The sequence below is a fragment of the Streptomyces sp. NPDC043867 genome, assembly GCF_056435845.1.
This window is the reverse complement of sequence record NZ_JBWKDS010000027.1, coordinates 107143-119013: the sequence shown is the minus strand read 5'-3', so window position 1 is coordinate 119013 and position 11871 is coordinate 107143. Positions and strand designations below refer to the sequence as shown.

The following is an 11871-nucleotide window of genomic DNA, read 5'->3' as shown; positions in this document are numbered from 1 at the left end:
TTGGCCCTATGGGAAAAAACGAAACAAACCAACCCGGGGGGGGGGAACCCCCCCCCCCCCCCCCCCCCCCCACCCGTTTCTGTGGATCACCGTCACGGCCTTGTGCACGGTGGGACGGGTCGCCGTCTATGAGGGCGCGAACAGGGCCTGGAGGGTTCGGGTGGCTGTTTCGCGCAGCCAGGCGTGTGCGGGGTCGTTGTCGTGGCGCTGGTGCCAGAGCAGGTAGAGGGGTACTTCGGGCAGGTCGAGCGGCAGCGAAAGCGTGGTCAGGCCGAGTTGGCGGCGGGCGGAGCGGGTGGCCGCGTCGGGGAGGGTGACCACGAGCTCGGTTTCGCGGGCGAGTTGCAGTGCGGTGGCCGTGGTGGGGGCGGAGGCGATGACGCGGCGCTCGTGGCCGAGTGCGGTCAGTGCGTCGTCGATCCGGTCGTGGAGGCGTCCGCGCCGGGAGACGATGAGGTGATCTGCCGCTGCGTACCTCTCGGCGGTCACGGGCTGTTCGGCGAGGGAGTGGCCCGGGCGGACGGTGAGGACGAGCCGGTCGCGGCCGATGAGGCGGTGGCGGATGTCGGGCAGGGACGGCGGGCCGGCGCTGGAGGCGAGGTCGACCTCGCCGCGGCGCAGCTCGGGGGTGTCGTCACCGGGCTCGGCGGTCAGCCGCAGCTGCACCCCGGGGGCCTGGCGGTGCACCGCGGCGATCAGGGCGGTCCCGCAGGTGGTGGCGAGGGCGTCGTGCCAGCGGACGGTGAACACCCGCTCCAGCGTCCCCAGGTCGAGTTCCGTCTGAGCTGACAGCAGGTGGTGGGCCTGCTGCACCAGGGCGTGGACCTCGGTGCGCATGGCCAGGGCGCGGGTGGTGGGAGTCATGTGGCGTCCGGTGCGGACCAGAATCTGGTCGCCAGTGGCTTTGCGGATACGGCCCAACGAGCGGCTCATCGCCGGAGAGGTGACGTGGAGGCGGGCCGCGGCACCCTGGACGCTTCCCTCCTCCAGCAGCGCGTCGAGCGCGGTGAGCAGATTCAGATCCAGTTGCATGGCAGTAACTATACGAGTGAAAAGCATGCACTTGTTGTTAACAGTCGCGGCTTCTACCTTCGAGATGCGGGGCAGGGACGCACCCTCCGGAAACACCCCCGCTTCTACCGAACTCAGGGAGTCCGCCATGACCACAGCCGTGCCTTTCGACCTCGACCCCACGCTCCTGTCCGCGGTCACCGCCGCGGTGGAGAACGCCGGGGTCACCCTGCTGGAGCGCTACACGACCCATGCCCGGGGCGTGAGCCTGGACGAGGTCGTCGGCGAGATCCACGCGAACGACGACGCAGTCCTCGCCGTGATGCGCGAGCCGCTGCTGCGGGCGCGGCCGGGGTCGCAGTGGGTGGAGGACGAGCTGGCCGGCGGGGCGCTCCCGTCGGGCGAGTGGTGGGTCGTCGACCCGGCCGAGGGCAACATCAATCACGTCCACGGCATGCCGGACTGGGCCGTCACCGCCACTCTGGTGCGCGACAACCAGCCGGTCCTCACGGTCGTCCACCTCCCGCTGACCGGCGACACCTACACCGCCACCGCCGGCGGCGGCGCCCACCTCAACGGCCGTGCCCTGACCGTGTCGGCGAAGAACGACCTGGGTGCCGCGCTGATCGGCACTGGCCAGGCCCGGCCCGGCGAGAGCACCGACACCTTCCGCCGCATCGGCGCATCGGTCACCGCCATGCTCACCGCCGGTCTCGTCGTGCGCGTGTCCGTCCCGGCCACGCTGCAGCTCATACACGTCGCCGCCGGACGCATGGACGCCTTCTGGCAGTTCTCCGACGTCCGCTCCGGCCTCGTCGCCGGCGCCCTGCTGGTCACCGAGGCCGGAGGCACCGTCACCGACCTGGACGGCACGCCCTGGAACGCGGCCAGCCGTGACTTCCTGGCCGCAGCCCCCCACATCCACACCGCCGCGCTCGACGTCCTCGCCTCGATCTGACCCCCGGCCCGAACCTCCCCGGCCCGAACCACCGTGGCTCTCCCCCGGACCGCGGGGAAGTCCGCACCGCCCCCGCAGAGTCCGCAACCGTTTTTCCCAGCACCGCTACGAACGTCAGGAACAACGCATGACGACCGCCGTGCCCTCCGACGTCGCCGAGCTGACCGAGATCATGGCCCATCGTCGCGGTCGGGAGCGTCTTCATCAACGGTGAGTGCGCCCACATGTTCGCCGGGGCCACGCTCCCGGACGCGCGTGGCCGCGGCGCCCAGTCCGCGCTGCCTGCTGACCCGTACCCGAGACGATCCACAGACCAGGACGGCCATGACCACACTCACCACAGCCCGAACCACCTCACCGCAACGGCCCCACCGGGCCCGTTGGACCATCCCGGCCCGGCTGCGCAAGAGCATCCTGGTCACGCATGCCGTCTCGGCAGGCGCCTGGATCGGCATCGAGTCATCTCCATCGTCCTGGTGGCGATCGGCTGGGTACGCGCGGGCGACGACCGCACCGCCGTATACTGCTCACTCGCGGACTTCTTCGTCGCCCCCCTCCTGCTGTCGGCCCTCATAGCAGGGACGATCTGCCTGCTCACCGGGATCCTGCTGGGGCTGGCGACCAAGTGGGGACTCGTACGCTTCTGGTGGGTCGCTGTGAAACTGGTCCTCAACGTCGTCGCCTGCGCGATGATGCTGGCTTTCCTGGGCCCCATCACCGAACTCGCCACGGGCGAGCAACCGTTGCAGGACATCTGGTTCGTCTCGTTCCTCGGAGCCACCGCCCTGGCGCTCCTGAGCTTTGCCACAGTGCTCTCGGTCTTCAAACCGTGGGGCCGAGTCCGCACGTGATCCCCACCCGGCCCGCCACCCACGGGGTCGCGCCTTTCCCACCCGAAAGGTCGGCATGCCCGATGGCCTGGCTCAGTCGAGTGCCGTCAGCCCCTCGCGCCAGCGGGCACGGCGCTCCTGGTCGCTCTGTTCCCACCAGGGCGTACCGCGCTCCCCCAGGGCGACCTTGGCCAGGTGCACGCGATCGCGTGCGGCGCGTTCAGCCACAGGATCCTGGGCACGACGAGCGGCTGCGACCGCGCGCCGGGCCGCCATGAGGTGGGAACGCAGCCGTGCGGCAACCTCCTCGGGAATGAGGGGGTCCGTCGCCCGCCAGCGCCGTCCGCCCACGATGATGAACCGCCCGTCAGGGGTGCGGTCCGGTCGCGCCTTGGCTGTCACCGGCACGAGTCTGCCAGCGAGCGGCGACGGCGCCACTCGACGCCGCCGTCCGACGTCAGCCCGCCCTCCCGGCCCATCTCGTCGAGCTGAGCCCCCGACGGACAGCAGTGGCAACGGCGGGCAACGGCGTCAGATCTGCGGCCGCGCGGCGCCTGATGCGCGAGCTCTGCGGGAGGCCGGGCTCACCGGAGTGATCTCCTGTTCACATCACCGTTCGGTTCAGTCGATCCGCGGAGCCCGGCGGCGAACGACCACGCCTCGATGTCGCGGTAGCGGATCGGCCCGTGACTGCGGCTGACGTTGCCGCCGACCAGGTGCAGACGTTCGGCAGACCATGGGCGGCCGATGAATCCGGCAAGCTCTTCGGCGATTTCTCCTGCTGAGGAACGGTCTCCTCGACGGGCACGGGCCAACGTCAGATGGGGACGCAGGGGGCGGTCTTCGAAGGCGAACCCGCAGTTCCGGACGAGGGTACGCACGTCGGCGGCGAGCATGTGCAGTTCGTCGAGGTCTCCGTCGATTCCGCTCCAGAGCACCCGGTCGTCGAAGTCCCCGCTGCCGCGCAGCGCGAGGGAGAAGGGCTGGCGGTCCGCTGCCAGGGCGGCCAGCGGCGGGCGCAGGAGCGGGACGGCCTCGCCCGACAGCTCCCCGAGGAACGCCAGGGTGATGTGCCAGTCCTGAATACGGTTCCACCGCATGTGCGGGTACGTGTCATAGGCGGGGCGCAGCTCCCGCGACAGCTCCTCCTTCGCGTCGTCAGGCGGAGCGAGGGCGATGAATACACGAACCGTCGTCGACTTGATCTGATCGTTCACACCGGACTTCGTACCGCAACCTTCTTCGCGACGGCGACCGCGGGCCGATCCGCGGCGACGTGACAGGCGATCTTCTCGTCCGTCATCGCCGGCAGGGCGACGGACGGCACCGCGCGGAGGGTGCCCTGTCGGACTGGCATGGGGTCACCCTCCGGCCCGTCCCCCGCGGTCCCGTCAGGACCGCTCGCGGGCCTCCTCGGGGTGGCTTCGTTGGGCCGGCGTCACAGCGCCGTGCGCCTGGGTGCCGGTGCTTGCCTCGTCCGCTTCGGCTGTCGGTCGCAGACACTCGATGAGGTAGTCGCCCGTGTCGGGGTCGAGTGTCACGCCGTGGGTCTCGCTGCGGAAGCCGGGGAAGCGGCGGTCGAAGGATTCGAGGGCGGCGAGGTAGCGCAGCAGCGGGCCGTCGGGGGCGCCGACGCTCTCGCCGGGCATGAGGACGGGGATGCCGGGCGGCGTGACGGTGATCATGGCGGCGGCCACCTGGCCGGCCGCCTCGGTGAGGCGTACGCGGTGGGTGCCGCCGCGGATCAGGCTCTGGTAGCACAGCTGCGGCGGGGTGACGGGTTCCGGCAGCTGCTGGAACGCGGTGTCGAGCAGGTCGACGAGGCGGACGGAGCGCAGGTGGTCGTGCATGTCCTGGCACAGCTCGCGCAGGGTCTGTCCCGCGTACCGCCTGGGGTGCTCGGCGACCAGTTCGGGCAGGACCCGGTCGAGGGGTGCGTCCTGGTCGTACAGGGCTTTGAAGTCCATCAGCGCGTCGAGGAGAGTGCCCCATTTACCCTTGGTGATGCCCATGGAGAACAGCACGAGCGTCGTGTAGCTGTCGGTCTTCTCGACGACGATGTGGCGCGTGGCCAGGTAGGCGGTGAGCACTCGCGCGGGGATGCCCCACTCGCCGGTCTCGCCCGTCGCGTCGATGCCCGGGCAGGTCAGGGTGACTTTGATCGGGTCGAGCATGCAGTAGCCGTCGGTGAGTCCCGGGAAGCCGTGCCAGGCGGCGTCTGGTTCCAGCTGCCAGCAGGCGGGCTCGGTGCGGAGCAGGTCGGCGGGGGCCTCGTCGAACGGCAGTTGGGTGCCGGTGGCCGGGTCGGTGACCGTGTCGGGTTGCCACACGCCGAAGAACCAGGGCGGCCGGTCGCCGGCTTCCTCGATACGGCGCCGGATGCGGACCATCTCCTGACGGAAGCGGACCGCCTCGGTCACGGCCTCGTCGATCAGCCAGCGGCCCTGCGGCCCGTCCATCATCGCTGTCGCCACGTCCAGTGAGGCGATCATCGGGTAGAGCGGGGAGGTCGTGCCGTGCATCATCAGCGCCTCGTTGAACCGGTCGTGTTCGACGGGTGCTCTGGGGGCGGGCTTGACGTGGACCATGGCGCTCTGCGAGAGGGCGGCCAGCAGCTTGTGCGTGGACTGGGTGGAGAAGACCGTCGGCCGGTCCGGGCCCGGGAAGGTGTCCTCGTCCACCGACATGCCGTACCGGCCCGCGTAGAGGGGATGGAAGCGGGCGTAGGCGAACCATGCCTCGTCGAAGTGCAGCCGGGGCGTGCTCGCCGCGAGCGCCTGTGCCGCGGCGGGGGCGTCGTAACAGAGGCCGTCGTACGTGGAGTTGGTGAAGACGGCGTACTGAGGGTGCGGTGAGACGGCGCCCTGGGTCAGGGGGTTGGCGGCGATCCGGGCCGCGACGGCGTCCGCTGCGAGCTCCGCCGGGGGCAGCGGCCCCGCCAGGCCGTAGCCGTTGCGGGTGGGGATCAGGTAGACCGGACGGGCGCCGGAGACGACCAGGCCGTGCAGCACCGACTTGTGGCAGTTGCGGTCCACCAGCGCGATCTCGTCGCGGGTGACACTGAAGTGACCGACCACGCGGTTGCAGGTGGAGTCTCCGTGCAGCACGAAGTAGGTGAGCCCGGCGCCGAAGACCCGGGCTGCGTTGCGCTCCGCCTCACCGATCGGGCCGGTGTGCTCGAACAGCGAGCCGAGCTCCCCCACGGAGATCGACAGGTCGCTGCGCAGCAGCCGCTCGCCGAAGTAGTCGTGGAACGCGCGGCCCGCGGGCGACTTCAGCAGGGCGACGCCCCCGGAGTGGGCCGGGGTGTGCCAGGAGTACTGTGGGCGTCGTCGAAACGGCGCAGCGCCCGGAAGAACGGCGGCAGGACGGCATCCTGGTAGGTCCGCGCTGCGGTGACGATCCGGCCCGCGATGAAACCCGGAGTGTCCTCCAGCGGCCACACATAGCCGACGACCGCTTCCGAGACCCACAGCGGCAGGTCCCGTACGCCGTCGTCGGACATGACGAGGAAGACCGGCAGGTTCTGGAAGCGCCGTCCGACGGAGCGCAGTACCGCGGCGCCGCCCGGCTCGCCGTCCGCTCCGTCCTGCCCCTGCCCCTGCCCCTGCCCCGGAAGTTCCCAGGCGACCAGTGCCGCGGTGAGCCCCGCCTCCGTGCGCAGGACCGCCTCGGCGTCCGTGACGCCTGCGGCCCATCGCACGTCGAAGCCGTGCTTCTCGATCGCCTCACCGATGCGCACCAGCTGCTCCGCGTCGGCATCTTCATCCTGTGGACGTTCCCGTACCGCGAGCAAAATCCTGCTGTCCGCCATGACACCCCTCTCGGCGGTCGGCGCCGCCTCTGCCTCAGTGTCCGAGCACCGACAGCGCAAAAATGTGGCCGAACGGTCGAAACCACCCGCAGGACGGAACGGGCGGGCCTGAGCTTTACCCGGGGAAGATGCTGGCCGGCCACCACAGGCGGTGTGCCGATGGCCGCCAGCACGGTCGGGCATAAAGCCGAAATGTCCGGGAAGTAGCTGAAGCTCCAGCTTCCAGAGAAGGGGCACGACGTGGCTACCGATCGACATGACGCAGATGCCGGGCTACTGACCGCCATCAGTCTCGAACAGACCTGGTGCTTCGACGGAGCCGCGGCCGATGTCGCCGACGCCCGCGCCGGGGCGGACGGCTTCCTCCGCCAACTGGCCCACATGCACCCGTCCGCCGTACCGGACGCGCACGACGACGCCCTGCTCGTCGTCACCGAACTGGCCTCCAACGCCGTGGCGTTCGCGCCCGGGCCCTTCACCCTGACCCTGCAAGCCCTGATGACCGGGGCCCTGCACGTCTCCCTGACCGACACCAACCCCACCGCACCGGCGGCACGGCCCGCGGACTTCACCGGTCATGGAGGGATGGGCTGGCATCTCGTCAACACCGTCGCCGACGAAGTCATCGTCGTTGCCGGCAGCGGCGGCAAGACCGTCCATACCTTCCTCCCCTGGTAGTCGGGAAGGCGGGTGCTGGCGGGGACAACAGCCGTGGCAGGCTCGTACGGCGCTGGCCGGGCCGGCGGCGCGCGCAGCTGTCCGAAGCAGTGAGCGGGCGCGGCTCAGGTGGTGGTCTGCCGCCGCAGGTCGCTCGCCACCGCTGAACCGACAACCGCCATGCAGGACGAGCAGTACTGCTCCTCACGTGTCTCGCCGTCCGACAGGGCGGGCGAGACGGGTGACGCAAGTCGGCGTCCGCACAGGGCACTGGCGCGCGTTCCCTTGCTGATCACATGCCAGACCAGCCCGCCGAGGCCTGGCATCGCTTCCGCGTGCATCTCGTACATCGGCGTGCCCTCCTGGCATTGCGGTCGGCGGGGCCTCGCACCCCCTGTCGATCAGAACCCGCCAGGACCGGACAGGCGACTTGGCGTAGGCCGACAGGGGGAACAGGACGGGGGGACGGGTTCACCACATCCCGCCCGTTTTTCGTTCCGGGGCGGGCTTTCACGCTGCCCTCTGTGATCTCTGCCGCGCAAGCTCGTTGACAACGGGGCGCACAGAGATCCAGCCAGGAATATATGGGTGCGGATCTTCTCCCGGGGGTGCGAGGCTGCGCCGATGAACCGTGACCGGATGTCCAGCATCGCGCACACCAGCCACCCGATTCGCTCCCCGCTCGACGACGATTCGGTGCGCGAACTCCTCGAACACGGGGTTTGCCGGCCTGACGCGCGTGTGCTCGACCTCGGCTGCGGAGAAGGAGAGTGGCTTCTTCGCGCGCTGGCCGACCACCCTCGACTGCGCGCCGAGGGTGTCGACGTCTCGGAAGAGGCGCTGACCCAAGCCCGTGCGGCCGCGAGCAGCCTCGGTGTCCGGGAGCGCCTGGTCCTGCACCACCGGGCAGCCGCCGACTTCGCCCCGGCACACTCCTTCGACCTGGTACTCAGCGTCGGCGCCGCCCACGCCTTCGGCGGTCTGCTGCCCACGCTCGCGGCCGCACGCACACACCTGGCTCCCGGGGGACGTGTCCTGATCGGAGACGGATTCTGGGAGAAGACGCCCTCCCCGGAAGCCGTCCACATGCTCGGCGACTTCACCGACCTGGCCACCACCTTGGACCGCGTGACCGCGGAGGGCTGGACGCCCGTCCACGGCCACGTCAGCACGCGCCGTGAACTGGACGACTACGAATGGGGCTGCTGGGGATCGCTGGCAGCGTGGGCCCTGGATTATCCGGACGACCCGGACAGTCCCGAAGTGCTCGCGACAGCCGCGGCCCGCCGCTCCGAATGGCTGCACTCCTACCGGGACAGCTTCGGCTTCGTCTGCCTGGTCCTCCGTGAGACACCCGGCTGACCTGCCCCAGCCGCCCCGGGCAGCGGGACAAGGGCGACGCAGGCGGGGACGCGGGGTGGCGCGCGAAGACCGGTGGCCGGCCGGCCGCTGTCCCCTCGAGCGTGATCCAGGCGTGGCCGGGTACTTCGCTCGCATGGCCTCTCCTCAGCACCCGGCGGGAACACCACGCCTCGCGCACCACCGGCGCGTCGCAGGTCGCGCAGGCGACGACCGCGCGAGGCGCGCACTTCGGGCGGCGCCACCCGCGCGGAGTGCCGGATGACGGCCAGGGTGATGGAGACGGCACGGCTGGTCGCGAAGGCCGCGGCCAGCGCCTGTGCCGAGGAGCTCCCGCGGCAGGTGTGTGCGGCCGTGTGTGAGGGGCTCGGCATGGACGGAGCCACACCTGTCGCTGCTCACCGACACCCCCTCCCGCCAGCTTCTCGCCGCCTCGAACGACACCGCCCTGGTGCTGGAAGAGATCCAGTTCACCGTGCTGGAGGGCCCCTGCATCACATCCGCTCACCGGGGGGAGCCGGTCGCGGTGGACGACCTGCGTCACGAGCTGACGCCTTGGCCCCTGTTCGGGGCAAGCATGCGGGAGGGGCTGCCGCAGGTCGGTGCGGTCTACGCGCTGCCCGTCTTCTTCGGCGACTACGTCCTTGGAGCCGTGGACCTGTTGTCGCTTCGGACCCACGCTCTCAGCACGGAGGAACTCGATCAGGCGGAATACGTGGCCGAGGCCGTGTCGGCCGCTCTGATGTCGATCCGCGACATGCTCCTCAGCGGGGACAGTGCTCCGGCCTGGGAGCCGGAGCAGGTCGTCCGTGCCCACTGGTTCGACACCGCGCGTGCGGTCGGTGCCCTGGTCGCGCGTCGCGGACTCATTCCTGAGGACGCGCTGGCGCTCATGCGTGCCGGGGCTTTCCGGACCGGCGGATCGCTGGCGGACATCACCGCTGACGTCCTTCGCGAGCCACCGCAGTCGCCGTAGCCCCGCACACCCCCAGGCCCCCTGGGAGGGTCGCCCGGTGCCGTGTAAGAGGCCACGGCGGGCCGGCCGACTCTCAACGCGCCGCGACAGGGCCCCCTGAACGGGGTGCTACGGGTGGGGTGTTCGCAGGGCGAGGAGGGCGACGTCGTCGTGGCCGGGCGGGTGGACTCGGTGCAGGAGGAGGTCGGTGAAGGACTCCAGGGGACGGTGGGCGAGGGCGGCGGCGTGTTGACGCAGTCGGTCCAAGCCGTCGTCGAGGGTGCGGCCGGGTACTTCGATCAGGCCGTCGGTGTACAGCACGAGGGTTGATCCGGGCGGCAGTTCGGTACTGGCGTCCGGCCGGGACTGGCGGACGCCGGTGCCCAGAAGGAGCCCGTGGTCCTCGGTCAGGTAGCGGGCCAGGCCGTCCCGGGTGACCAGCAGGGGCGGGGGGTGGCCCGCGTTGGTCCAGGCCAGTTCCCAGCGGCCGTCCTCCCCCTCGATCACCCGGCCGAAGATCAGGGTGGCCATGGTGACGTCGGTGATGGGCATGATCGCCTCGTCGAGCCGCTCGACGATCCTGCTGGGTGGTTCCTTCTGCGACCACGCGTACGCGCGGAGCATGTTGCGCAGCTGCGCCATCCCCGCCGCTGCCTCCAGGTCGTGACCGACGACGTCTCCGATGACGAGCGCGGTCGCGCGGTCGGACAGGGCGAAGGCGTCGTACCAGTCGCCGCCGACCTGTGACGCGTCCGGGGCGGGGAGGTAGCGGACCGTCATCTGCAGGCCGGCCACGCGCGGCATCTGAGGCAACAGGTGGTTCTGCATGGTCTCGGCGACCTTGCGCTGCCGCTGGTAGAGACGGGCGTTGTCCAGAGCCAGGCCGGCGCGGCGGGCGATGTCCTCCAGCAGGGAGAGATCGGCGCCGGTGAAGTTCCCCGTCGTCTTGGCCCGGCCGAGCGTGAGGGCTCCCAGGACCTCCCGGGTGCTCCGGATGGGCGCGATGGCGGCGGAGTGGATGCCGGTGGCGTCGAACAGCCGACGCTGTTCCACGGCGATACCGGAGTCCGGGTCGCGCTGGTAGGTCTCGGGGCCCGTCAGGGTGGAGGCGGCACCACGCAGGGCCCGGGACAGCGGCATCAGGGACTCCTCCGGGATCGGCGGCATCGGTCCCTGGAGCTCCTCGTGGTGCACGAGACTGTCGCCGTCGGCCTCGACCACGGCGGTACGCCACACCTCGTCCCGCTCGGTGATCAGGTCGATGACGACCCAGTCCGCGAGCCGGGGCACGACCAGCGCGACCAGCCGGCGCAGCGCTTCGTCGACGTCAAGAGTGGCTGTCAGCCGCGTGGTGGTCTCGGCCAGCAGAGCGAGCCTTTCGAGTTCGCTCAGCGGTTCCGCGGTCCGTTCCGTGTCCGGGCCGGCGGGGGGCGCCTGTTCCGGGGTGTGGAAGACGACGAGCGTGCCGTTCGCGCCGTCGTCCAGGGCGTAGGGGGTGATCAGCCAGGAGATGTGCAGCAGGGTTCCGTCGGCGCGGGCGAAGTGGTCATCGTGGCGCTGCGCGGGCAGTCCGGCGTGGAACGAGTGCCGCATGCCGCACCGGGTCGTGGACAGCGGCCGGCCCTGGGGCCCCCGGTGCAGCAGATCGTGCGCGTCGTGGCCGACGAGTTCAGCGGCGGACCGGCCCAGCATGCGTTCGGCGCAGGTGTTCACCGCGATGATGCGGCCCTGCTCGTCCACGACGTACGCACCGGTCCCGATGGCGTCCAGCGCACCCCGGAGCCGGGCGGACGACGCTGTCCGTGCCCGCCTCTCGTCTCCGTCCGCGCTGTCCGGCTCCGCCATGTGCTGCCTCCTCGGTGATCGAGCGGCCCCGTCACGGCCGCCCCTGCGCAACAGAAACCCTCGCGCGTCCGATTCCCGTATGCCCCGTCGCGGCGGGGAACCCTCATCCGGCGGCCTGGACGACCTCACCGTGCCCCGGGGCCGCTCGGCGATGACGACACAGGGTCGTTGTCGTAGCGCCGATACAAACTCAGTTGCATGAAGGTAACTCCAGTCGTAACTAGATTGCATTTGAAGTTAATCACGGCTGCTTCTAACGTCGAAGACAAGCGGCCGGAAGGCCGAATCTCCCTTACCGCGTCAGGAGTTACGCATGAACGCCTTCTCCGCCCTCCAGGGCAGTGAGCTCTCCTCAACGGTGCGCCGCTGCGCCCCTCGGCCAAGCGACCCGCGCTGACCGCACCGCGCCTCCGCGCCCCGCACCACCCACCCCTCTCCCACT

13 protein-coding genes are annotated in these 11871 nt (G+C 70.6%); 5 read left to right on the top strand and 8 right to left on the bottom strand.

Going from position 1 to position 11871, the window contains the following annotated elements; translation table 11 throughout:
* Positions 1 to 126: 126 nt before the first annotated feature.
* Entirely contained in the window at positions 127 to 1032 is a 906-nt protein-coding gene (locus AC069T_RS25605; protein ID WP_478784948.1) for a LysR family transcriptional regulator, read from the bottom strand.
* 127 nt (positions 1033 to 1159) lie between these two features.
* Between AC069T_RS25605 and AC069T_RS25600 the strand changes: the two genes are divergently transcribed.
* Positions 1160 to 1969, top strand: a complete 810-nt coding sequence (locus AC069T_RS25600) for an inositol monophosphatase family protein (protein WP_478784947.1) — start codon at positions 1160 to 1162, stop codon at positions 1967 to 1969.
* A 476-nt stretch (positions 1970 to 2445) separates the two neighbouring features.
* Positions 2446 to 2820: a hypothetical protein gene (locus AC069T_RS25595; protein ID WP_478784946.1), complete on the top strand. Its 375-nt coding sequence runs from the start codon at positions 2446 to 2448 to the stop codon at positions 2818 to 2820.
* A gap of 72 nt (positions 2821 to 2892) precedes the next feature.
* On the opposite strand, the gene AC069T_RS25590 is transcribed toward AC069T_RS25595, so the two are convergent.
* The 5 genes from AC069T_RS25590 to AC069T_RS25570 form a co-directional block, all read right to left on the bottom strand.
* Complete coding sequence (locus tag AC069T_RS25590) at positions 2893 to 3201, bottom strand: hypothetical protein (protein WP_478784945.1); 309 nt, start codon at positions 3199 to 3201, stop codon at positions 2893 to 2895.
* Between the two features lie 182 nt (positions 3202 to 3383).
* Complete coding sequence (gene thpR / locus AC069T_RS25585; RefSeq protein ID WP_478784944.1) at positions 3384 to 4016, bottom strand: RNA 2',3'-cyclic phosphodiesterase; 633 nt, start codon at positions 4014 to 4016, stop codon at positions 3384 to 3386.
* Complete coding sequence (locus AC069T_RS25580; protein ID WP_478784943.1) at positions 4013 to 4156, bottom strand: hypothetical protein; 144 nt, start codon at positions 4154 to 4156, stop codon at positions 4013 to 4015. The genes thpR and AC069T_RS25580 overlap by 4 nt, the downstream gene beginning before the upstream one ends.
* Positions 4157 to 4190: 34 nt before the next feature.
* The gene (locus AC069T_RS25575; RefSeq protein WP_478784954.1) at positions 4191 to 6077 is read right to left on the bottom strand and encodes an Orn/Lys/Arg family decarboxylase; all 1887 of its coding nucleotides are present in this window, start codon (positions 6075 to 6077) and stop codon (positions 4191 to 4193) included.
* Positions 6074 to 6613, bottom strand: a complete 540-nt coding sequence (locus AC069T_RS25570) for an Orn/Lys/Arg decarboxylase N-terminal domain-containing protein (protein WP_478784942.1) — start codon at positions 6611 to 6613, stop codon at positions 6074 to 6076. Before AC069T_RS25570 ends, AC069T_RS25575 begins: the two co-directional genes overlap by 4 nt.
* A 240-nt stretch (positions 6614 to 6853) precedes the next feature.
* On the opposite strand from AC069T_RS25570, the gene AC069T_RS25565 reads away from it, so the two are divergent.
* On the top strand, positions 6854 to 7291 hold the full coding sequence (locus AC069T_RS25565; protein WP_478784941.1) for an ATP-binding protein: 438 nt from the start codon (positions 6854 to 6856) through the stop codon (positions 7289 to 7291).
* A 104-nt stretch (positions 7292 to 7395) separates the two neighbouring features.
* Here the strand turns inward: AC069T_RS25565 and AC069T_RS25560 are convergent, their stop codons facing one another.
* A complete protein-coding gene (locus AC069T_RS25560) occupies positions 7396 to 7620 on the bottom strand; it encodes a hypothetical protein (RefSeq protein WP_478784940.1) in 225 nt (74 codons plus the stop codon).
* A gap of 274 nt (positions 7621 to 7894) precedes the next feature.
* Here AC069T_RS25560 and AC069T_RS25555 point away from each other — a divergent pair, with 274 nt between their 5' ends.
* Positions 7895 to 8632: an SAM-dependent methyltransferase gene (locus tag AC069T_RS25555; RefSeq protein ID WP_478784939.1), complete on the top strand. Its 738-nt coding sequence runs from the start codon at positions 7895 to 7897 to the stop codon at positions 8630 to 8632.
* Between the two features lie 355 nt (positions 8633 to 8987).
* Positions 8988 to 9605 (top strand): GAF and ANTAR domain-containing protein, encoded by a 618-nt coding sequence (locus AC069T_RS25550; RefSeq protein WP_478784938.1) that lies wholly within the window; start codon positions 8988 to 8990, stop codon positions 9603 to 9605.
* Between the two features lie 108 nt (positions 9606 to 9713).
* Here the strand turns inward: AC069T_RS25550 and AC069T_RS25545 are convergent, their stop codons facing one another.
* Positions 9714 to 11429, bottom strand: coding sequence for a PP2C family protein-serine/threonine phosphatase (locus tag AC069T_RS25545; protein ID WP_478784937.1), 1716 nt, complete (start codon positions 11427 to 11429; stop codon positions 9714 to 9716).
* Between the last annotated feature and the right edge of the window lie 442 nt (positions 11430 to 11871).

Excerpts from the sequence above, each read along its gene's own strand:
- AC069T_RS25605 (WP_478784948.1), bottom strand. The coding sequence starts at position 1,032 with ATGCAACTGGATCTGAATCTGCTCACCGCGCTCGACGCGCTGCTGGAG.
- AC069T_RS25600 (WP_478784947.1), top strand. The coding sequence starts at position 1,160 with ATGACCACAGCCGTGCCTTTCGACCTCGACCCCACGCTCCTGTCCGCG.
- AC069T_RS25580 (WP_478784943.1), bottom strand. The coding sequence starts at position 4,156 with ATGCCAGTCCGACAGGGCACCCTCCGCGCGGTGCCGTCCGTCGCCCTG.
- AC069T_RS25570 (WP_478784942.1), bottom strand. The coding sequence starts at position 6,613 with ATGGCGGACAGCAGGATTTTGCTCGCGGTACGGGAACGTCCACAGGAT.
- AC069T_RS25560 (WP_478784940.1), bottom strand. The coding sequence starts at position 7,620 with ATGTACGAGATGCACGCGGAAGCGATGCCAGGCCTCGGCGGGCTGGTC.
- AC069T_RS25555 (WP_478784939.1), top strand. The coding sequence starts at position 7,895 with ATGAACCGTGACCGGATGTCCAGCATCGCGCACACCAGCCACCCGATT.
- AC069T_RS25545 (WP_478784937.1), bottom strand. The coding sequence starts at position 11,429 with ATGGCGGAGCCGGACAGCGCGGACGGAGACGAGAGGCGGGCACGGACA.